The sequence below is a fragment of the Microbacterium sp. UBA1612 genome (genome assembly GCF_002321605.1).
GTDB classification, from domain to species: Bacteria; Actinomycetota; Actinomycetes; order Actinomycetales; family Microbacteriaceae; genus Microbacterium; species Microbacterium luteum.
Window position 1 is genome coordinate 27,578 of record NZ_DCMW01000006.1, and the last position, 20,015, is coordinate 47,592.

The following is a 20,015-nucleotide window of genomic DNA, read 5'->3' on the forward strand; positions in this document are numbered from 1 at the left end:
GCTCCTCAGGCAGGCAGACGGTTCGGTACATGCTAATTGCACACGCTGAATGCACCATGGTGGTGTCATCCCGTGGCGGGTCGCCCGATGCGTCGGGCCGCGTTCCCTCGTGTTATTCTCGGTTGGTTGACGCGCTCGATGTGTATTCGAGCGCTTCGCGCGAGTGGCGGAATAGGTAGACGCGCTGGCTTCAGGTGCCAGTGCCCGCAAGGGCGTGGGGGTTCAAGTCCCCCCTCGCGCACCCAGAGAAACCCCCGGTTCTCCGGGGGTTTTCGCGTTCCCGCCTCCCGTCGTTCCCGCCCCGGCGCGGCCCGGCGCGGCCCGGCCTGTCGAGAAACGCCTTTCCGCGCGAGACACCGCGCGACGCGTGGTTTCTCGGGCCGAATGTGGTTTCTCGCTGTGGTCGCGGGCGGGTCACTCGAGGACCGGAGCGAGGGTGAGCGTGATCTCCTCGACCTCGCGTCCGAGGGCAGGTGCGAACGACATCGTGCGCGACACCTCGGTGAAGCCGGCCTTGGCGAGCACCGCCAGAGAGGCGGTGTTGGATGCGGCCGCGCGGGCGAACAGCGGGCGCTCGGGCTCCCGCGAGATGAGCAGGCGCAGCGCCTCGCTCGCGACCCCACGTCCCCATGCGTGATGCGCGATCCAAAAGGTCACCTCGCGGTCGCCGTCGACGGTGAACAGCGCCGCCGTCCCGGCGAAGCCGCCGTTCTCGGTCACGACGTACATCTGCACGCCGTCGGCGGCTCGCTCGCGGGCGATCCAGGCGTCGAAGGCCTCCCGGTCACTCGGGTCGGCCGCGGTGAAGGCGGCCATATCGACCGCATCGGGCGTGCGCATCATCTCGAAGACGGCGTCGAGGTCGTCGTCGCCGAGGTCGCGGAGTTCCACGTGTGCAGCCACGACACCAATTTAGTCCCCGACCGCATCGACCACGCGGTCGCGCGTCAGTCCAGTCCGTAGACGGCGCGAACCGCGCGCTCGGCGCGGATGCCGTCGCGAGCCAGAAGGGCGTCGCGCAGCTCGCGGTACTTCGCGGTGCGCTCCTCGACATCGGTGAAGTACGGCTGCCATTGGCTGGTGTATCGGCGAATCGCCAGCTGCGCTTCCTTCATCACCTTCAATCGCATGACGTTGCCGGCCGTGAACATCAGGTGCGAGAACAGGCGCCACGACGCCTGCACGATGGCCGGGTAGTCGTCGGAGGCGGAGGCTTCGACGACGACGTCGGCGAGATCGACGGAGGTGGCGATGTCCTCGTCGCTCCCGCGCTTCATCGCGAATCGCGCGGCGTTCGCGGCCGAGAGCACCAGGAACTCCCGGACGTCTTCGCGGCTCTTCTGCGAGGGGATCGACACGCGGGTGTAGCGGTTCGGCGCGACCTCGACCAGGCCCACGCGCTCCAGGCGCTGAAGCGCCTCGCGCACGGGGGTGCGCGAGACCCCGAGGCGTCGGGCGAGTTCGTGATCTCGCAGGCGCTCGCCCGGTGCGAGGGTGCCGTCGATGATGGCCTCGCCGACGCGCGCGTACACCTCGTCACCGAGGACGGTGCCGCGAGGATCGAAGGGCCGGAGCGACTCGGACATGTCGTCGGCCAGTGTAGGCCGCGGGTCTGGGAGCGACCCCGCCTTCGCAACGTTTGGGTCACTGTCTGAAACGGGGGGTGTGCCGGAGGGCCACGTTCAGTAGCGTGTACCGTGATTCGCGCCGAACGTGCGCGGACACCCAGTAAGAACGGCACGTCATGAGCACGCAGGGTACGGTCAAGTGGTTCAACGCGGAGAAGGGCTTCGGCTTCATCGCTCCCGATGAAGGCGGCGCAGACGTCTTCGCCCACTACACCGCGATCGAGTCCAAGGGATACCGCTCCCTCGAAGAGAACCAGCGGGTCGAGTTCGAGATCGCCCAGGGGCCCAAGGGTCTCCAGGCTGAGGCCATCCGACCCCTCTGAACCTGAATCCGCGGCCCGTCCGCGGATTCGCGGCGGAGCCCGGTCCGTATCCTCGGACCGGGCTTCAGTCGCGCTCGCCGCGCACGAGCTCCAGGCCCGCGCCGGCGAACTGACGCAGCGTCGCGTCGGGCAGGAAGGCCTTCGTGAGCCCCGCGGCGATGGCCGGCAGATCCCCTTCGTCGCGGTAGAGCAGATACATGGTCTCGTACCGCGGATTGAACTTCTGCTTGAAGCGGTGCAGTGACCGGAAGCCGTAGACCGGCTCCAGCGTCTCGGCGAGCCGGTCGGTGAGGTCGGCGATGAGGCCCGCGTCGGCGGGATTCTCGTGCGCGAGCGGTGCTCCCGACAGCGACAGGATCTGCGCCCCCTCCTCAGCGAAGTGCCTGGCGGACGAGCCGATCAGGAATTCCATCACCGGCCCGAAGCCGCCCTCGCGGCGGCGCATGAGATCGAGGGTCCACCCGCGCACCACACCGTCCGGGCCGTACACCGGCAACCAGGACAGGAACCCGTCGACATCTCCCTTCGGCGACAGCGCGAGCGCCAGCCGCACCTCGGGATCCCGGGCCTCGGTGAGGGTTCCGAGCGTGAAGCCCATCTCGGGGAGGCCCTTGTCGCCCACCCACATCTCCGAGATCGCGCGGATCTGCTGCTGCACCCCCCACGGCTCGTCGCCGTACCGCGACATCCGAAAGGTCATCTCCTCGCGACCCGCGCGGTTCAGGGAGGACCGCACCGAGTTCCACGCCTTGCCCTTGAACTCCAGACCAGGAAGATCGACGATCGTGTCGTCGGCGACAACGAGGGAGCGCCACCCGGCGGGGATCGCGGCGCGCGTCGCCTCTCCCGCGCTGAAGAAGCACGGTGTGAGCGCCGCGCGTTCGGCCGCGTCGATGAAGCCCCGCACCACATCGGGGCGACCGGCTTCCGGACCGAGGGGATCGCCGAGCGCGATGGCGACACCGCGGCGGTTCTGGAATCCGACGACACCGCCGGCGATCGTCGCGTACGACATGTCGGACCACGTTGTCATCCACGACAGTGTGCCGCCGCCGTCGGTGCGGATCACGTCCTTCACCTCGGTCACGGTGGGTGGGGTTGCCGTGCCGAGGCCGGTGCGCCGGCGAACCGCGAACGCGCGACGCACCCACAGGATGTAGACGAGCATCAGCAGCCACATGACGGCGCTCGTCATCGCGAGTTCGGTCTCGGCGTCGATGACGGCCTCGAGCTGCGCTTCGCTGGCGACGATGATGACGGCGAGGACCAGGGCGCCGGTGAGCACGTTCAGCGACGCCAGCACGATGCTCACCACCCACGCCCATCGCCGGCCGCGGCGCATGCCGTTGGCGACCAGGAGGATGATCACGACGTCGATCGCCGCATCGAGGTAGCCGCCGGATGCCGGCTCGGTGGGACCGAACATCCCGTCGGTCGGGACGAGGAGCACGACCACCTGCACGGCGCCGATGACGACCATGCCGAAGAACGCCAGGAACCGCTGCTCCCGCACGCTGGAGCGCTGGACGGTGAGGGACCGATCGACGAACAGCACGAGCAGCACGGCGAGCAGATGCTCGACATCGGCGATCTGGCCCCAGAAGAGCAGCGCGAGGAAGGACAGCGCGATCAGCAGCAGCCACGCGCGCACTCGCCAGGGAGAGACGAAGAGACCGACGGCCGCGGCGATGCAGGCCATCGTGCCGCCCGAGGCGCCGACATCGAGCGCGGCGGCTTGCGTCTGCGCCCATTCCCACGGAGCCATCGCGGCCAGCCACAGCACGAGCGCGGTCGCGAGCACCGCGAAGGCCTGCCCGATGGCGTAGTAGAGGAGTGCGACGCGTAATCCGCGGCGGTACTCCAGGTAGGCCATGCCGGCGAAGCTCGAGATCGTGAAGATGTAGACCCACGGCTGGTTGACGAAGAACGTGCCCGTCACGACCGTCCACCATCGTCCCTCGGCGAACGCCGGCAGGCCGTAGGCGACCGCATCGAACAGGTCGTTCTCTTCGAACGGAGACCACAGTCCGCCCCACACCACGCCGACGATGAGGATCACGCCGATGAAGGTGAGAGTGGCTGGCATGCGCCGGATGACGGCGAAGACGGGGCGGGACGTTTTCGTCGAGGCCTCACTCATGGCCCTCACCCTATCGAGCGGGATGCGGCGCGCGTGGCTGCGGATCAGGCCTTCGGATCAGTGGCCGTGCAGGCGGTCGTAGTCGGCGAGGGCCTTCGCGTCCTCGGCCTCGCGCATGGCGCGGCGCGCGGCGTCGAGCGCGGCGACCGGGTCGGCGGATGCGCGGGCGTTGGCGAGCTCGCGCTGCGCGGAGCGGAGTCGCGATCGCGCGTCCGCGCTGCCGTGGGTGTGCGTGGCGACCGCCTCGGCCATCGCCACCGCGTTGCGGGCGGCCGCGAGGGTTCCGGGCAGGGCCGTGCGCGCGCCACGGAGTCGCTGCTGCGCCGTGCGGGCATCGCCCAGCGCGAGGTCGAGTCGATCGCGCAGCCGGGCGATACGGTCGATCGTCCACGTCGGGCGACGGGCGGCATCCCGTTCGAGGGCGTTCAGGTCCGCCTCGATCGCCCGCACCTCATCGGCCAGGCGATCGGCGTCGTCGGGGGGCAGCGATCCTCGCGACAGCACCGCCTGCCGCATCGCCGTGCGCGTGGCCTCGAACTCGCCCGAGAGGGCCTGCGAGGCCTGCGTGATGAGGCGATACGACTCTTCGAAGGCGCGGGCGTCGGCCTCGGCCTGGCGCAACGCGCGTTCCGCCGCTGCGATGTCGGCCAGGGCATTGCGGGACGGGTCCTCGGCGGCCGCGGCCGCCGCATCGAGTCGTACCTGCGCTTCGGCGGCTTCGGTGACGGCGTTGGTCGCGGCATCCGATGCGGTGCGCCATTCGTCTTCGGCGAAGCTCGCTGCGAGCTGATCCAGCAGCGGGGCGGGGTCGCCCATCGAGGCGCGCAGATCGTCGAGGCGCCGCCGCGTGGCGGCCAGCTGAGAGCCCGCGGTGACGTGGCGACCCATCCACTCGACGTGGTCGGAACGGGCGTGGCGGATGGCCGTGGCGGCCTTGTCGGCCTGCTCGCGGATGCGCGCGGCGCCACGGCGCACCTCAACCGGCGTCGCGGCCGGCAGGGAGATCGTGCGGTACAGGTCGAAACCCGCGTCGCGGGTGTGCTGCGCCGTCAGGCGCGCGCGTCGCAGTGAGGCCGGGGCGTCACCGCCGTAGAGCGCGCCCGACAGTCCCACCTCGAGCTCGAGCTCCGCGATCGCGTCGTCCAGGCGCACCAGAACCGCGCCCGCTTCGAGGCGCTCCGCCTCCGCGCGCTTCCGCGCGGCGGGCGAGCGGCGTGCGCGGCGCACTCCCCACACCAGCACGGCGACCGCCAGCGCCGCGACGCCGAAGACCACAACAGCCGGGATGACCCAGCCGATCACCGTGCCTGCGACGTCATCCATCGGCGTCGGTGAGGAGCAGCAGGTCGCGCAGCTGAGCCACGTCGTCGACGGCGGCCTGGGCACCCTCAGCCTCGTGCGGCCAGCTGAAGCCCCAGCCGACGAAGATCACGGGCACGTCGTGCGCCGCCCCGCCCTCGACGTCGTGGTGCCGGTCGCCGACGAGCACCGGTCGCGACGTGTCGACACCGGCCGCCGCGAGCCGCCGCAGCGCCTCGGCGACGATGTCGGCCTTCGTGGCGAGCGTCTTCTCGTCGGGGGTGGATCCGACCGTGGCGGTGAAGCACGGGGCCAGATCGAAGTGGTCCATGAGTGCCGCGACCTGGTTCTCGGGCTTGGAGCTGGCGGTCGCCTGCGGGATGCCGCACGCGTGCGCCTCCTGGATCAGCTCACCGACCCCCGGGAAGAGCTTCGCGCCGGTCGTGTATCCGTCGGCCTTGCCGAGCGTGCGGTAGAACGCGACGGCCTCGGTGGCCTGCTCGGGGCTCATGCCGACGTTCGTCTGGAACGACTCGTACATGGGAGGGCCGATCCAGTGCACCAGCTCGGCGCGGGTCGGCTTGGGCTTGCCGAAGTGCTCGAGGGCCACGGTGAGGCGACGCAGGATGCCGTCGGACGCATCCACGATGGTGCCGTCGACATCCCAGAGGATGCAGGTCCAGGGGGAGCGTGTCGCCATGCTCCCAGACTACGGGGCCGGGAAGCGGCCTCGCGTCGGCAGCCGGCGCGCGGGACCGCTCAGAACAGCCGCGGTGCGCCCGACTCGATGCCCTTCATGCCCTCGTAGTCGAGGGTGACGCAGCGGATGCCGCGGTCGGTCGCGAGCACCTTCGCCTGCGGCTTGATCTCCTGCGCGGCGAACACGCCGGTGACGGGGGCGAGGTGCGGATCGCGTCCGAGGAGCTCGAGGTATCGCGTGAGCTGCTCGACGCCGTCGATGTCGCCGCGCCGCTTCACCTCGACGGCGATCGTGCCGCCTGCGGGGTCGCGCAGCAGCAGGTCGACGGGGCCGATCGCGGTCGGGAATTCGCGGCGCACGAGCGTCAGGTCGTCACCGATCACGTCGACCTGCTCGGCGAGGAGGCGCTGCAGATCCGCCTCGACGCCGTCCTTCTGCAGGCCCGGGTCGAGACCGAGCTCGTGCGAGGTGTCGTGCAGCACCTCGTAGATCCGCACGAGCAGGGCGTCACCGCTCTTGGCGTGCGTGACCCGCCAGTGCTCGAGAACGCCGGCGCGCGCGGACTCCTCGTCGGGCTCCTCGACCTCGAGACGGCACGGGGGGCTCATCCAGTTGAGCGGCTTGTACGAGCCGCCGTCGGAGTGCACCAGGAGGCTGCCGTCGCCCTTGTGGACGAGCAGGCGCGTCGCGAGGGGCAGGTGGGCGGTGAGGCGCCCGGTGTAGTCGACCGAGCAGCGGGCGATGACAAGACGCACCCGACGAGCCTAAACCCGACCCGCACCCTCATGCGGGTGGCCTGCTCCGACGGTGGCGCCGGCGATGGGACGGGCGGCACCGGACGCGAGACCCGAGGCGACCACGAGCGCGACCAGGATGAACAGCGTGTTCAGCAGTCCGATGTGGTCGCTGATGAATCCGAGCGCCGGCGGACCGGCGAGGAACGCCACGTAGCCGATCGTCGCCGCCGCACTCACGCGGGCCGCGGCCTTGGCGGGGTCGTCGGCGGCGGCGGACATCCCGAGCGGGAACCCGAGCGAGGCGCCCAGACCCCACAGCGCCGCGCCGACGAAGACGAGGGGCAGGCTCGGGGCGAGGATGAACAGCAGAATGCCGACGGCGGCCGTCGCCGAGAGCACGCGCAGGGTCGCCACCCGGCCGAAGCGATCCACAAGCGGGCCGCCAAACACGCGCACGACGGTCATGGAGACGGAGAAGACCGCCAGCGCGGCGGCCCCGAGCGTGGCGCCGCCGCCGTGCTCCTCGCTGACGCCGAGGGCCAGCCAGTCGTTCGCGCCGCCCTCGGCGAACGACATCCCGAGCATGATCACGCCCAGTGCGTAGGTGCGCGGCTCGCGCCACGCCGACAGGGACAGGGCGAGCCGCGCCCGCCAGCCGGGCCGGTCGTCGACGGCGGGATCGCCCGCGACCTCGCGCCGCGGCACGTTGGCGAACGATGCTGCAGCGATGACGACCACGATCGCCGCGATCACGGCGGCATGCACGGCGACGGTCACGTCGAGGCCCGCGGCCAGCGCCCCGAGTCCCGCGCCGATCACGGTGCCGAAGGAGAAGAACGCGTGGAACAGCGGCAGGATCGTCTTGCCGGACTGGGTCTCGATCGCGGCTCCCTCGACGTTCATCATGACGTCGACGGCGCCGTTGCCGAAGCCGAAGAGTGCGAGCCCGATGATGACCACGGGGAAGGATCCCCAGACGTCGGTGCCGAGGCCGATGAAGACGACGCCGGCGGCGAAGACGAGCATCGCGCCGAACATGCCGCGACGGGTGCCGAAGCGGGCGATGATCACGGATGCCAGGGACAGCCCGACGATCGATGCGACGCCCATTCCGAGCAGCAGCAGACCGATCTGGCTGTTCTCGATCCCGAGCGCGATCTTGATGTCCGGGACGCGCGACGCCCACGTCGCGATGCTCAGTCCGCTCGCGAGGAAGATCGCGAAGACGGCGGTGCGCCAGCGCACGTACTGCGCGCGGGTCAGGGGCAGATCCATGACGTTCATGGTACCGGTGAAACGATTCGCATCGAAACGATTCGAGACGGGAGAGGCCGAGCGCTACGATCGACGCAGGATGAGCGCGCGCAGAGCCACGATCGCCGACGTCGCCCGCGAGGCGGGCGTCTCGCCGTCGACCGCTTCCGTCGTCTTCAGTGGCAAGACCCCGGTCACCGAGGCGACGCGGGCGAAGGTGCGCTCCGCCGCAGCCCGCCTCGGCTACGCCGGACCCGACCCCCGCGCGGCCTCCCTGCGGCGCGGGCGCAGCGGCATCGTCGCGGTGGTGTTCGAGGAGCACCTCGGCACTGCCTTCCTCGACCCGGTGAAGACCCTCATGATGGATGGGCTCACCGACGAGGTCGCGCCCCTCGGCGCGGGCCTGCTGCTGCTCCGCGACCACGATCCCTCCGGCGCCGGCCCGTCGCTGACGACGGCGCCGATCGATGCCGCCGTGCTGATCGGCTGCAGCGGGATGCTGCGCGAATCGCTTGCGACCGTGACCGCCCGCGGCCTCCCCGTGGTCGTGATCGAGGGCGACGCGGGCGAGAGCGTGCCGCGCATCATGCTCGACAACCGCGACGCGCAGCGCCAGGCCGCCAGTCACCTGCGCTCGCTCGGTCACCGCCGCGTCGTGGTGCTCTCGCTTCCCACGCGGTCTCAGCGTCCGCGCGGATGGGTGGCCGCCGACGAGCCGGTCGAGGTCGACGTCACGCGCGACCGCCTCGCCGGCGCGCGGGATGTGTTCCCCGACGCGTCGGTGTACGCCGCGGGGGCCAGCTCGATGGACGAGGGCTTCCATGCCGCCCGCGACATCCTGAACGTACCCATCGATCGCCGCCCCACGGCCATCATCGCTCAGAGCGACCTGCTCGCCGCCGGGGCGGTACGGGCGGCCGAAGACCTGGGGCTCCGGGTGCCCTTCGACGTCAGCGTGACGGGGTTCGACGGCGTCGCCGTGGACGGTCTCGCACCCCATGAGCTCACGACACTCGTGCAGCCTGCGCTGGAGAAGGGCCGTGCCGCCGGTCGCGCGGTCGCCGCGATGCTCGAGGACGCATCGCCGCCGACGATCACGTTCACGTGCGAATTCCGCGTCGGGAATACTACGGCCGAGCCGGCGGCGTTCCGGGATTGAGCTGGTCGACGGGCGCGCGACGTCGGCAGCTCGACGAGGCCACGCGCGCCTCCCCTCCCGGTAGAGTGGACGTACAGACCCCCTATCGCCCGAGCCGACGGTGATCACCGTTCCCGGCTGACGACTTTCGAGGAGGCCGCCATGCTGGTCCTCCTTGCCGCGTTCGCCGTCGTCCCGCTGGTGATGCCGTGGCTGGTACACCGCCTCGGGGCGCGCGCGTTCCTCATCGCCGCGCTGCTCCCGACCGCCGCGTTCGTGCAGGCCGCCGCGCAGACAGTGCCGGTCATGTCGGGAGAGATCCCGTTCGAATCCGTCGCGTGGATCCCGCCGCTCGGCGTCGACCTGTCGATGCGCATGGACACGCTGTCGTGGCTGATGACCCTCGTCGTCACCGGCATCGGTGCTCTCGTGCTGGTCTACTGCCGGTGGTACTTCGCCGACGGCGGTTCCGGGCTCGGGCAGTTCAGCGCCGTGTTCCTCGCCTTCGCCGGGGCGATGTACGGGCTCGTCCTCACGGACGATCTCGTGGTGCTCGTGATGCTGTGGGAGGTCACGAGCGTGCTGTCGTACCTGCTGATCGGGTACTACAACCGGCGCGCGTCCAGCCGTCGCGCCGCCCTGCAGGCGCTGCTCGTGACCACGCTGGGCGGTCTGGTGATGCTGATCGGCGTCGTGCTGCTCGTGGTCGACGCCGGCACCTCGAGCATCTCGACCATCCTCTCCGAGGCCCCGACGGGGCCGATCGTCGACGCCGCGGTCGTCATGCTCCTCGTGGGCGCCCTGTCGAAGTCCGCGATCTTCCCCTTCCACTTCTGGCTGCCGGGCGCGATGGCCGCCCCCACGCCCGTCAGCGCGTATCTCCACGCCGCGGCGATGGTGAAGGCGGGCATCTATCTCATCGCCCGCTTCGCACCCGTGTTCGCGTTCTCACCCGTCTGGCAGCCGATCGTCATCGGACTCGGCGTCTTCACGATGCTCCTCGGCGGATTCCAGGCGCTCCGCGAGACCGACCTCAAGCGCATCCTCGCCTTCGGAACCGTCAGTCAGCTCGGCTTCCTCACCGTCGTCCTCGGATACGGCACGCGCGACGCGATCCTCGCCGGTCTCGCCCTGCTGCTCGCGCACGCGCTGTTCAAGTCGGCGCTGTTCCTGGTCGTCGGCATCATCGACCACCAGCTGTCCACCCGCGACATCCGCGAGATCAGCGGACTCGGACGTCAGACGCCCGTGCTCGCGACGGTCAGCATCGTCACGATCGCCTCGATGGCCGGCGTCATCCCGACCCTCGGCTTCGTCGCCAAGGAGGCCGCGCTGACTGCGCTGCTGAACGATGCCCTGCAGGGCGCCCCCTTCGCGATCATCGCGCTGGCCGGCGTCACACTCGGCTCGGTGTTCACGGTCGCCTACGGCATCCGCTTCATCTGGGGAGCGTTCTGGACCAAGCGCGACGCCGAGGGCGACGCGCTCACGCCCGTCGAGTGGCCCCGCCCGCCGATCGGCTTCGTCGCCGTGCCGGTCGTGCTGGCCGTGCTCACCGTGGTCGCGGGGTTCGCCTCCCCCCTCCTCGACGCCGTGCTCGCCCCCTACGCCGACACCGCGCCGGCGGCCGCCCCGGGTCTCACCGCCCCCGAGGAGACCTACCATCTCGAACTGTGGCACGGGCTCGAGCCGGCGCTGTTCCTCTCGCTCGGCACGCTCGCCCTCGGCGCCCCGGTGTTCTGGAGCACGAAGCGCCGACCCTGGGGTTCGCGGATGCTGCCGTTCAGCGCGCCGGATGTCTACAACGCCGCGCTCCGCGGCGTGGCACGGCTCTCGGTGGAGGTCACGAGCCTCACGCAGCGGGGCTCGCTCCCGATCTACGTCGGCACCATCTTCGTCGTACTGGTGGTCGGTGAGGCGGTGGCGCTGTTCGCCGGATCGGAGTGGCAGGCGGAGCTCGACGCGTTCCAGACCCCCGTGCAGCTGCTCGTCGCGCCCATCATGATCATCGCGGGGCTGATCGCGGTCCGTGCCCGCAAACGCTTCACCGGCGTCGCGCTCGTATCGGTCACCGGCTTCGGCATGGCGCTCCTGTTCGCCTCGAGCGGTGCGCCCGACCTCGCCCTCACGCAGATCCTCGTCGAGACGGTCACCCTCGTCGCCTTCGCGCTCGTGCTGCGCCGCATCCCCTCGCGTCTGGGGCAGCACAACGCCTCGGTCCGGCCGATCGCGCGCGCTGTGCTCGCCGCCGGGGTGGGCGTGACGATGGCCGCGATCGCGATCGTCGCGACAGCGTCGCGCGTGGCCGACCCGATCTCGCGCGAGTGGCCCGACCTCGCCTATGACATCGGGCACGGTCGCAACGTCGTCAACGTGGCGCTGGTCGATATCCGCGGGTGGGACACCATGGGCGAACTCACGGTGCTCGTTCTCGCGGCGACAGGTGTCGCCTCGCTCGTCTTCGTCACCCACCGCTCCGACACGCTGTCGGAGTTCACCGAGCCGCTGCCGCGCTTGGACGCGCGGCGTCAGCCCCTCATCGAGACGGACGAGGGCGTGAAGCCCCGCACCGACAGCTCCGAGGGCCGCCGCCTGGCCTGGCTGCTCGGCGGCACGCGCGTGCGGGCGGAGAACCGCTCGATGATGCTCGAGGTCGTCGTCCGCATCCTCTTCCACACGATCATCATCGTGTCGCTGTACCTGCTCTTCGCGGGGCACAACCTGCCCGGCGGCGGCTTCGCCGGCGGGCTCGTCGCGGGCATGGCCCTCGTCATGCGATACGTCGCGGGAGGACGGTACGAACTCGGCGCCGCCGCTCCGACCGACGCCGGACGCCTGCTGGGCATCGGCATGACCATCGCGGTCGGGTGCGCCATCCTGCCCCTGCTGTTCAGCGCGCCGCCGCTCACCCGCTGGTTCATCGAGGCCGAGACCGAACTGCTCGGTCACGTCGAGTTCGTCACGTCGACACTGTTCGACGTGGGGGTCTATCTCGTCGTCGTCGGACTCGTGCTCGATGTGCTCCGCAGCCTCGGCGCCGAGGTCGACCGGCAGGCCACCGCCCAGCGCAGCGAGGCGGTGAGCGTCCGGTGACCGTCTCGCTCGTCCTCATCGTCATCATGGCCGTGCTCTTCGCCTGTGGCGTCTACGCGATGCTCGAGCGCAGCCTCACCCGTGTGCTCATCGGCTTCCTGCTGCTGGGCAACGCGGCGAATCTCCTGCTGCTGATCGTCATCGGCCAGCCCGGGATCGCCCCGTTCTACGGCGCGGGCGAGGCCGACCAGATGTCGGATCCCCTCCCGCAAGCCCTCACGCTGACGGCCATCGTCATCACGTTCGCGATCTCGGCCTTCCTGCTCGCCCTCATCTACCGCTCCTGGCAGCTCGGGCAGGCCGACACGGTGCAGGACGACGAGGCCGACCTCGCCGTGCGGGCCCGCGACGCCGAGGCCGAAGAGGTCATGGACGACGAGACCGAGCTCGAAGACGACGACGCCACGACCGACTTCATCGGCACCGCGACCTCACCCATCCGCGTCGTGCACAGCCGCGACTTCCCGGGCGTGCGCGACGACGCCCCCGTCGATCGCCCGCGGCGCGGCCCCGCCGACCCCTCGCGGGCATCCGAGAGCGAGGACGGCGCATGATCGCCCTCGTTCCGCTCCTGGTCACGCTGCCACTGCTCGGCGCGGCGATCGCGCTCATCGCGGGAAAGCATCGCCGCGTGCAGGTGGGGGTCTCGGTCGTCACGCTCACGGTGGTGTGTGCGATCGCGGCGGTGCTGCTGGTCGTCGTCGACATCGGCGGCAACCCGCTCGCGGTCTCGGTGGGCGGCTGGCCCATCCCCTTCGGGATCGTGCTCTACGTCGACCGGCTGTCGGCGCTGCTCATCGTCGTCTCGAGCATCGTGCTGCTGGCCGTTCTGCTCTTCTCGGTCGGTCAGGGCGCGGCGGACGGCGACGACGACACCCCGGTGTCGATCTTCCACCCGTCGTACCTGATCCTCGCCGCGGGCATCTTCAACGCGTTCATCGCAGGTGACCTGTTCAACCTCTACGTCAGCTTCGAGATCCTGCTGGTGGCCTCGTACGTGCTGATCACGCTGGGCAGCACGGAATCCCGCATCCGCACCGGCGTCGTCTACATCGTCGTGTCGCTGGTGTCCTCCATCCTCTTCCTCTCCGCGATCGCGATGATCTACGGCGCGCTCGGCACCGTGAACATGGTGCAGATCGCCGAGCGGATGGGGGAGCTGCCTCAGGAGACGCAGACGGTGCTCCACCTGCTCCTGCTCCTCGCCTTCGCGATCAAGGCCGCTGTCTTCCCCCTGTCGTTCTGGCTCCCCGACTCGTACCCGACCGCTCCCGCCCCGGTGACGGCGGTGTTCGCCGGGCTCCTCACCAAGGTCGGCGTCTACGCGATGATCCGCACCGAGTCGCAGCTGTTCCTCGACAACGACCTCAACCTGCTGCTGCTGATCGCGGCGCTGGCGACGATGATCGTCGGCATCCTCGGCGCCCTCGCCCAGGCCGAGCTGAAGCGCATCCTGTCGTTCACGCTCGTCAGCCACATCGGATACATGGTGTTCGGACTCGCGATCGCGACACCGCTGTCGATCGGCGCGACGATCTACTACATGGTCCACCACATCGTGGTGCAGACCACGCTGTTCCTCGCCGTCGGCCTCGTCGAGCGGCAGGCGGGGTCGACCTCGATCCTGCGCGTGAAGGGCCTCATGCGCGGCGCGCCCCTGATCGCGGCGCTCTACTTCATCCCGGCCATCAACCTCGGCGGCCTTCCGCCGTTCTCCGGATTCATCGGCAAGTTCGCGCTCTTCGACGCCGCCGCCGAGGTGGGGACCCCGATCATGATGGTGATGATGGTCGGCGGCATCGTCACCAGCCTGCTCACCCTCTACGCCCTCATGCGGGCGTGGAACCTGTCGTTCTGGCGGGAAGAGGACGACTCGGCCGAGACCGAAGCGCGCATCTCGTACCTGGATGCCGCCCCGGAGGCGTCCGTGCAGACCGAGCGACGCGTCATCCCGCGCATCATGACCGCCTCGACGACGGGCATGGTGGCCATCACCGTCGCGCTGACGGTGTTCGCCGGGCCCATCTACGACGTCTGCACGCGGATCGGATCGGCCCTCCTCGAGCCGATGACGCTCGTGCAGCTCGAGCAGGACGAGCAGGAGTCGGAGTCATGACCTCGACACCCGTGGATCGACGCACGGCCCGCCGTGGCGCCCTGGCGCGGGCCTGGCGTCAGCTGCCGTTCCTGCTGTGGCTGGTCGCAGTCTGGATGCTGCTGTGGGGGCAGTTCACGCTCCTGGCGTTCCTCACCGGCCTCGTCGCGGCACTGCTGGTGACGCGCGTCTTCCGGCTGCCGGCTGTCGAGCTGTCGGGCCGGGTCAACCTCTGGTACGGCGCGATCTTCATCGTCACGTTCCTCGCCGCCCTGGTGCGCGGCTCGCTCACCGTGGCGTGGCAGGTGATCTCGCCTCGGCCGGTGCCCCGGTCGGCGATCATCGCCGTGCCCTCGGTCGTGGCCGACGACCTCATCATGACGCACACCGCGATCACGGCCTCGCTCATCCCGGGATCGCTCGTGATCGACATCGACCGCGACAGACGCGTGATGTATCTGCACGTGCTCGGCGTGCACAACCTCGCCGACGTCGAGCACCAGCGCGAGCACGTGCTGGTGTGGGAGCGGCGCATCGTCCGCGCCGTCGGATCGCGCGCCCAGGTCGAGCAGATCCGCGAGGCCGAGCGCACGGCCGCGGAGGCGGCCCGCCCGGCCCGGAACCGGGAGGGACGATGACCGACATCCTGCTGTTCGCGATCTACGCCGTCTTCACCGCCGCTGCGCTGCTGGCGCTGTGGCGCATCGTGGTCGGCCCGTCGATCCTCGACCGTGTCGTCGCATCCGACGTGCTGCTCACCGAGATCCTGTGCGTGCTCGGCGCCGAGATGGCGCTCAACGGCCACACGCGCTCGCTGCCGGTCATGCTCATCATCGCCGCGGTCGGGGTGTTCGGGTCGATCTCGGTCGCCCGCTTCGTCGCGAGAAGGGACAACGTGGAACGATGACGACGTCGCTGCCCTTCGCCGTTGCCGCCGAGACGGTGGGATCGGCTTACCCCGCCGACGGCTGGATCGACGTCGTCGCGCTCGTGCTCATCCTCGTCGGCGCCGGGCTGTGCCTGACGGCCGCGATCGGCCTGCTGCGGCTGAAGGATGTGCCCTCCCGCCTCCACGCGGCGACCAAGCCGCAGGTGCTGGGCCTCATCCTCATCTGCATCGCCGTCGCGCTGTCGCTGCGCTCGTGGCCCGTCGTGGCCTTCCTGCTGCCGGTCGTGCTCATCCAGATGGCCACGTCTCCGCTGTCGGCCCACGTCATCGGCCGGCAGGCCTATCGCAACGGGACCGTCGACGAGCCCGGCCTGATCGTCGACGAGCTCGGCGGGTCGACCCAGACGCCCCCCGGCGCCGGCGGCTGACCCGCGCGAGCGGCATCCACCCGAGCGCCGCCCCTGGCCCGAGCGCCATCCCCGGCCCGGGCCCATGCGGGCATCACACCCGCACGCATGTCGGAGAATCACGCGGATGTCGGAGGATTCGGCCGAAAACCTCCGACATCGGGCCGAATCTCCGACGTCGCAGGTGGAGCAGTCCGACGTCGCGGGGCGGATCAGTCGGACGATGCGGGCGTCAGTCGGCGCCGAAATCGAACGACGCGGCCTCGTTGGCCTCGTCGACGGCCTCGGCGAGCTCCTCGCGGTCGGCGTCGTAATCGATGGCGTGCTCGGTGATCTCCTGCGCGCCGCCCTTCTCCAGCTCGCCGACCAGCTCTCCGGTCGCGCCGCCGATGAACCCGGCGGCGGCGTAGTGCTCGAGACGGAAGCGCGAGTCGGCGATGTCGAGGTTGCGCATGGTGAGCTGGCCGATGCGATCGGTCGGGCCGAAGGCGGCATCCCCGACGCGCTCCATCGACAGCTTCTCGGCGGCGTACGAGAGCATCGGAGACGACGTGTCGAGGATGGTGTAGTCCTCGCCGCGGCGCAGACGCAGGGTGACCGAGCCGGTGATCGCCGACCCGACCCACTTCTGGATCGACTCGCGCAGCATGAACGACTGCGGCTCGAGCCAGCGTCCTTCGTACATCAGGCGCCCGAGGCGCCGACCCTGCTCGTGATAGGTCGCCAGGGTGTCTTCGTTGAGGATGCCGTTGACCAGGCGCTCGTACGCGATGAACAGCAGCGCCATGCCCGGCGCCTCGTAGATGCCGCGCGACTTCGCCTCGATGATGCGGTTCTCGATCTGGTCGCTCATACCCAGACCGTGGCGCCCGCCGATGGTGTTCGTCTCGCGCACGAGGTCGACCGGGTCGGAGTACTCGACGCCGTTGATGGCGACCGGGCGGCCCGCGTCGAAAGCGATCGTGACCTCCTCGGTGTCGATCTGCACCGACGGATCCCAGAACTTCACGCCCATGATCGGCTCGACGATCTCGAGCGACACGTTCAGGTGCTCCAGCGTCTTCGCCTCGTGGGTGGCGCCCCAGATGTTCGCGTCGGTGGAATAGGCCTTCTCGGCCGAGTCGCGGTAGGGGAAGCCGTGCTCGACGAGCCACTCGCTCATCTCCTGGCGGCCGCCGAGTTCGGTGACGAAGTCGGCATCCAGCCACGGCTTGTAGATGCGCAGCGCGGGGTTGGCGAGCAGACCGTAGCGGTAGAACCGCTCGATGTCGTTGCCCTTGTAGGTGGAGCCGTCGCCCCAGATGTCGACGCCGTCCACCTTCATCGCCCGCACGAGCATGGTGCCGGTCACGGCGCGGCCGATCGGGGTGGTGTTGAAGTAGGTGCGTCCGCCCGAGCGGATGTGGAACGCCCCGCACGCGAGGGCGACGAAGCCCTCCTCGACGAGCATCGTCTTGCAGTCGAGGAGCCGCGAGGCCTCCGAGCCGTACTCGGTGGCGCGGCCCGGGATCGACGCGATGTCGTCTTCGTCGTACTGACCGAGGTCGCCGGTGTAGGTGTAGGGGATTGCGCCCTTGTCGCGCATCCACGCGACGGCCACGGAGGTGTCGAGACCACCGGAGAAGGCGATGCCGACGCGCTCGCCGACGGGTAGGGACTGGAGGACCTTCGACATGCCCTCCACCCTACCGATCCGCGTGCACCGGCCGATCCACGGGTGCGCGGCGCCGGCCCACCCACACGACGCCGTAGGCGACCACGACGATCGCTGCGGCGATCCCGACGACGTACACGGCGACGCCGGCATATCCGGGCGGCACGAGGCCGGGGTTGTTCGGGTTGAGGAACGGGTAGGGATACCAGTACCCCGGGCCGATCGTCGGATCGGTCACGAGCGGACCGCGCACGAGCGTGTAGATCACCCACGCGATCGGGAACCCGAGCACCCACAGGGTGTCGCGCCAGGCGAGCGGGCGGCGCCGCACCGCGACGAACGCATCGGCGAGCAGGAACAGCGGAGCGACCACGTGGAGAACCTCGTTGGACCACGGCACCGGTTCGGACCCCTGCGGCAGCTCCACGCCGCGCAGCAGGATGTTGTAGACGACGCCGGTGATCACCATGTAGGTCGTCACCGACACGAGCGCGATCGCGAGGACGCGCGGTTCGCGGCGGCGCTCGCCGCCGGCATCCCTCCCGCGGGTGAGGAACCAGACGACGGCCCACGTCAGCACGATCGCCGACGACACGTTGGAGAGGATGGTGAAGAAGCTGAAGAAGTTCGCGACGGTGACGCCGAGGTCGCGGCCGTACTCCAGGGCGGATGCGATGGATGCGGCCAGCTGACGCGCCACGGCGGCGAGGATGACCACGGCCATCACGCCGCGCAGTACCGTCCAGACGCGTTCGGGTGACATGGGCGTCACGCTATCCGCTTCGGGGCCCGCCAAGGTCGGAGAATCGCGCCGATGTCGGAGGTTCTGCGAGGAATCCTCCGACATCGGGCCGATTCTCCGACCTCGGGTCACGCGGCCGGGGTCACGCGGCCGGGGTCTCTCGGGCCAGGGTCACGGGGCCAGGGTCACTCGCCGTCGGGGTCCGCGGGCTTCGCGCGTGTGGGCGACGCGGGCGGCGCCTGCTCCCGGCTCGTCGTCGCCTCGGCGAGGCCCTCGCCGACGCCGCGGCCGAAGGTCTGGCCCTGGATGAGCGCGGCGAGGTCGATGCCGGTGGCCGCCTCGACGCTGTCGAAGACGGATCGCATCGCCTTTGCGCTGTCGCCGCCGATGACGCTTGATGCGCCGTCGTCGCCGGAGCCGCCGATGATCGACACGTTGCCGATCGCGGCGTAGCCCTTGGCGAACTCGGTCATGATGGCCGGCAGCACCTCGAGCACGCGCTGCGACAGGAACGCCTCCTGGTTCGACGCGATGGCCTCCGCCTCGGCCTGGACGGCCGCGGCACGGGCTTCACCCTCGGCACGGATCGCTCCGGCCTCGGCCTGCGAGGTGAGGCGACGTGCCTCGGCCTCGGCATCGGCGCGGGCGCGCAGCGCGCCGGCCTCACCGGCGGCCTTCGCCTCGGCGGCCGCTGCTTCACCGGCGGCGCGTGCCTTGTCGGCTTCCGCCTGCTGCTCGGCGATGCGCGTGCGCGCCTCGGCCTGCTTGACCTGCTCGATCGCGGCGGCCTCGGCCGAGCGCTCGCGCGTGTAGAGGTCGGCCTGTGCGCGGGTCTCCGCCTCGTAGCGCTGCGCATCGGCGACGCGCTTGACGTCGGCGTCGAGCTGGGCCTGCTTGTTCTCGGCCTGCTGCTGCAGCACCGCCTGCTCGGCCTTCGCGCGCGCCAGCTGCTCGGCCTGCTCCGCCTCGGCGCGGGCGCGACCGACACCTGCCGCCGCGTTGGCGGTGTTGGTGTCGAGCGCGGTCTGCTCGATGAGGTTCGCTTCGTCGTTGGCGATGTTCTTCTGGTTGATCGCGCGGTCGGCGTTGGTCTGCGCGATCTCGGCGGCCTGACGCTTGGCCTGGATCTCCGGCGAGCCCAGTGACTGGATGTACCCGACGGAGTCCGTGATGCCTTTGATCTGGAACGAGTCGAGGATGAGACCCTGCTCGGCCAGCTCGTGCGAGACGTCGGCGGCGATCTGATCCGAGAACTTCTTGCGCTCGCGCATGAGCTCGACCACCGACAGCGTCGCGACGATGCCGCGGAGGGCTCCCTCGAGCTGCTCGGTCGTGAACTGCTCGATCGCGGCGTCCTGCGAGGCGAAGCGCTCGGCGGCGCGCCGCACGAACAGGGGATCGGAGCCGATCTTCACGATCGCCACGCCGTCGACGTTCAAGGTGACATTGTCGAGCGACTGCGCCTCGGCGTTGAGCATCACCTGCCGCGATCGCAGCGAGATGATCTCGTGCCGCTGCGTGATCGGGTTCACGAGCGACTTGCCGTTGACGATGACGGTCACCGGCGACTCCGAGAGTTCGGAACGGCTGGAGCCGTCGGCATCCAGCACGGTGCTCTGCACCTTCTGCTTGCGACCCGAGATGACCAGCGCCTCATCGGCACGGGCGACCTTGATCCAGCTGCGTGCGAACAGCAGCAGGATGAGGCCGACGATGATGACCGCGACGACCGCGATCCCGACGATGATGAGAATGCCGACGAATCCGGCGACTTCCATGAAACCCCCCATTGAGAAGGGTGCGCCGGCTGTGCGCACCCGCTCACACCCTGCCAGAACGCCGCCGCCACCGCGCCCCCTTTCTGTAGCACGCGGTACCTGTCCGCGCGCAAGCGGGTCCGCCCGACCGCCTCCCGC

At 70.1% G+C, this 20,015-nt stretch carries 18 protein-coding genes and 1 tRNA gene; 9 read left to right on the forward strand and 10 right to left on the reverse strand.

Annotated features, from left to right (window positions below; translation table 11 throughout):
- Nucleotides 1-157: 157 nt before the first annotated feature.
- A tRNA-Leu gene (locus B3S45_RS03300) sits at nt 158-241 on the forward strand.
- Between the two features lie 173 nt (nt 242-414).
- On the opposite strand, the gene B3S45_RS03305 is transcribed toward B3S45_RS03300, so the two are convergent.
- Nucleotides 415-903 (reverse strand): GNAT family N-acetyltransferase, encoded by a 489-nt coding sequence (locus tag B3S45_RS03305; RefSeq protein ID WP_194384143.1) that lies wholly within the window; start codon nt 901-903, stop codon nt 415-417.
- A 44-nt stretch (nt 904-947) separates the two neighbouring features.
- Complete coding sequence (locus B3S45_RS03310; protein WP_071044235.1) at nt 948-1,586, reverse strand: GntR family transcriptional regulator; 639 nt, start codon at nt 1,584-1,586, stop codon at nt 948-950.
- A gap of 158 nt (nt 1,587-1,744) precedes the next feature.
- On the opposite strand from B3S45_RS03310, the gene B3S45_RS03315 reads away from it, so the two are divergent.
- Nucleotides 1,745-1,951 (forward strand): cold-shock protein, encoded by a 207-nt coding sequence (locus B3S45_RS03315; protein ID WP_071044236.1) that lies wholly within the window; start codon nt 1,745-1,747, stop codon nt 1,949-1,951.
- A 64-nt stretch (nt 1,952-2,015) separates the two neighbouring features.
- Here B3S45_RS03315 and B3S45_RS03320 read toward each other — a convergent pair whose 3' ends face one another.
- Genes B3S45_RS03320 through B3S45_RS03340 form a run of 5 tightly spaced genes read right to left on the reverse strand, consistent with a single transcriptional unit; the run spans nt 2,016 to nt 8,102 of the window.
- Entirely contained in the window at nt 2,016-4,091 is a 2,076-nt protein-coding gene (locus tag B3S45_RS03320) for a bifunctional lysylphosphatidylglycerol flippase/synthetase MprF (RefSeq protein WP_286717380.1), read from the reverse strand.
- A gap of 57 nt (nt 4,092-4,148) precedes the next feature.
- Nucleotides 4,149-5,414: a hypothetical protein gene (locus B3S45_RS03325; RefSeq protein WP_071044238.1), complete on the reverse strand. Its 1,266-nt coding sequence runs from the start codon at nt 5,412-5,414 to the stop codon at nt 4,149-4,151.
- Nucleotides 5,407-6,090 carry an HAD hydrolase-like protein gene (locus B3S45_RS03330; protein WP_071044239.1) on the reverse strand — a complete coding sequence of 228 codons (684 nt, stop codon included), beginning with the start codon at nt 6,088-6,090 and terminating at the stop codon, nt 5,407-5,409. The genes B3S45_RS03325 and B3S45_RS03330 overlap by 8 nt, the downstream gene beginning before the upstream one ends.
- Before the next feature lie 59 nt (nt 6,091-6,149).
- Complete coding sequence (gene nucS / locus B3S45_RS03335; RefSeq protein ID WP_071044240.1) at nt 6,150-6,845, reverse strand: endonuclease NucS; 696 nt, start codon at nt 6,843-6,845, stop codon at nt 6,150-6,152.
- Nucleotides 6,846-6,854: 9 nt separating this feature from the next.
- Nucleotides 6,855-8,102 (reverse strand): MFS transporter, encoded by a 1,248-nt coding sequence (locus tag B3S45_RS03340; protein WP_194384145.1) that lies wholly within the window; start codon nt 8,100-8,102, stop codon nt 6,855-6,857.
- A 79-nt stretch (nt 8,103-8,181) separates the two neighbouring features.
- On the opposite strand from B3S45_RS03340, the gene B3S45_RS03345 reads away from it, so the two are divergent.
- The 7 genes from B3S45_RS03345 to mnhG all read left to right on the forward strand — a co-directional run bounded on the left by B3S45_RS03345 (nt 8,182) and on the right by mnhG (nt 15,724).
- Nucleotides 8,182-9,240 carry a substrate-binding domain-containing protein gene (locus B3S45_RS03345; RefSeq protein ID WP_194384146.1) on the forward strand — a complete coding sequence of 353 codons (1,059 nt, stop codon included), beginning with the start codon at nt 8,182-8,184 and terminating at the stop codon, nt 9,238-9,240.
- Nucleotides 9,241-9,381: 141 nt separating this feature from the next.
- On the forward strand, nt 9,382-12,312 hold the full coding sequence (locus tag B3S45_RS03350) for a Na+/H+ antiporter subunit A (RefSeq protein WP_286717383.1): 2,931 nt from the start codon (nt 9,382-9,384) through the stop codon (nt 12,310-12,312).
- On the forward strand, nt 12,309-12,866 hold the full coding sequence (locus B3S45_RS03355) for a Na(+)/H(+) antiporter subunit C (RefSeq protein WP_194384148.1): 558 nt from the start codon (nt 12,309-12,311) through the stop codon (nt 12,864-12,866). The genes B3S45_RS03350 and B3S45_RS03355 overlap by 4 nt, the downstream gene beginning before the upstream one ends.
- Nucleotides 12,863-14,428, forward strand: coding sequence for a Na+/H+ antiporter subunit D (locus B3S45_RS03360; RefSeq protein ID WP_071044243.1), 1,566 nt, complete (start codon nt 12,863-12,865; stop codon nt 14,426-14,428). Before B3S45_RS03355 ends, B3S45_RS03360 begins: the two co-directional genes overlap by 4 nt.
- The gene (locus tag B3S45_RS03365) at nt 14,425-15,045 is read left to right on the forward strand and encodes a Na+/H+ antiporter subunit E (RefSeq protein ID WP_194384149.1); all 621 of its coding nucleotides are present in this window, start codon (nt 14,425-14,427) and stop codon (nt 15,043-15,045) included. Before B3S45_RS03360 ends, B3S45_RS03365 begins: the two co-directional genes overlap by 4 nt.
- Nucleotides 15,042-15,314, forward strand: a complete 273-nt coding sequence (locus B3S45_RS03370; RefSeq protein ID WP_071044245.1) for a monovalent cation/H+ antiporter complex subunit F — start codon at nt 15,042-15,044, stop codon at nt 15,312-15,314. Before B3S45_RS03365 ends, B3S45_RS03370 begins: the two co-directional genes overlap by 4 nt.
- On the forward strand, nt 15,311-15,724 hold the full coding sequence (mnhG, locus tag B3S45_RS03375) for a monovalent cation/H(+) antiporter subunit G (RefSeq protein WP_083336458.1): 414 nt from the start codon (nt 15,311-15,313) through the stop codon (nt 15,722-15,724). The genes B3S45_RS03370 and mnhG overlap by 4 nt, the downstream gene beginning before the upstream one ends.
- 211 nt (nt 15,725-15,935) lie before the next feature.
- On the opposite strand, the gene argG is transcribed toward mnhG, so the two are convergent.
- The 3 genes from argG to B3S45_RS03390 form a co-directional block, all read right to left on the reverse strand.
- Nucleotides 15,936-17,378 (reverse strand): argininosuccinate synthase, encoded by a 1,443-nt coding sequence (gene argG, locus B3S45_RS03380; protein WP_286717385.1) that lies wholly within the window; start codon nt 17,376-17,378, stop codon nt 15,936-15,938.
- 10 nt (nt 17,379-17,388) lie between these two features.
- On the reverse strand, nt 17,389-18,120 hold the full coding sequence (locus B3S45_RS03385) for a Pr6Pr family membrane protein (RefSeq protein ID WP_286717387.1): 732 nt from the start codon (nt 18,118-18,120) through the stop codon (nt 17,389-17,391).
- A gap of 164 nt (nt 18,121-18,284) precedes the next feature.
- Nucleotides 18,285-19,877: an SPFH domain-containing protein gene (locus B3S45_RS03390; protein ID WP_071044247.1), complete on the reverse strand. Its 1,593-nt coding sequence runs from the start codon at nt 19,875-19,877 to the stop codon at nt 18,285-18,287.
- Nucleotides 19,878-20,015: the final 138 nt, after the last annotated feature.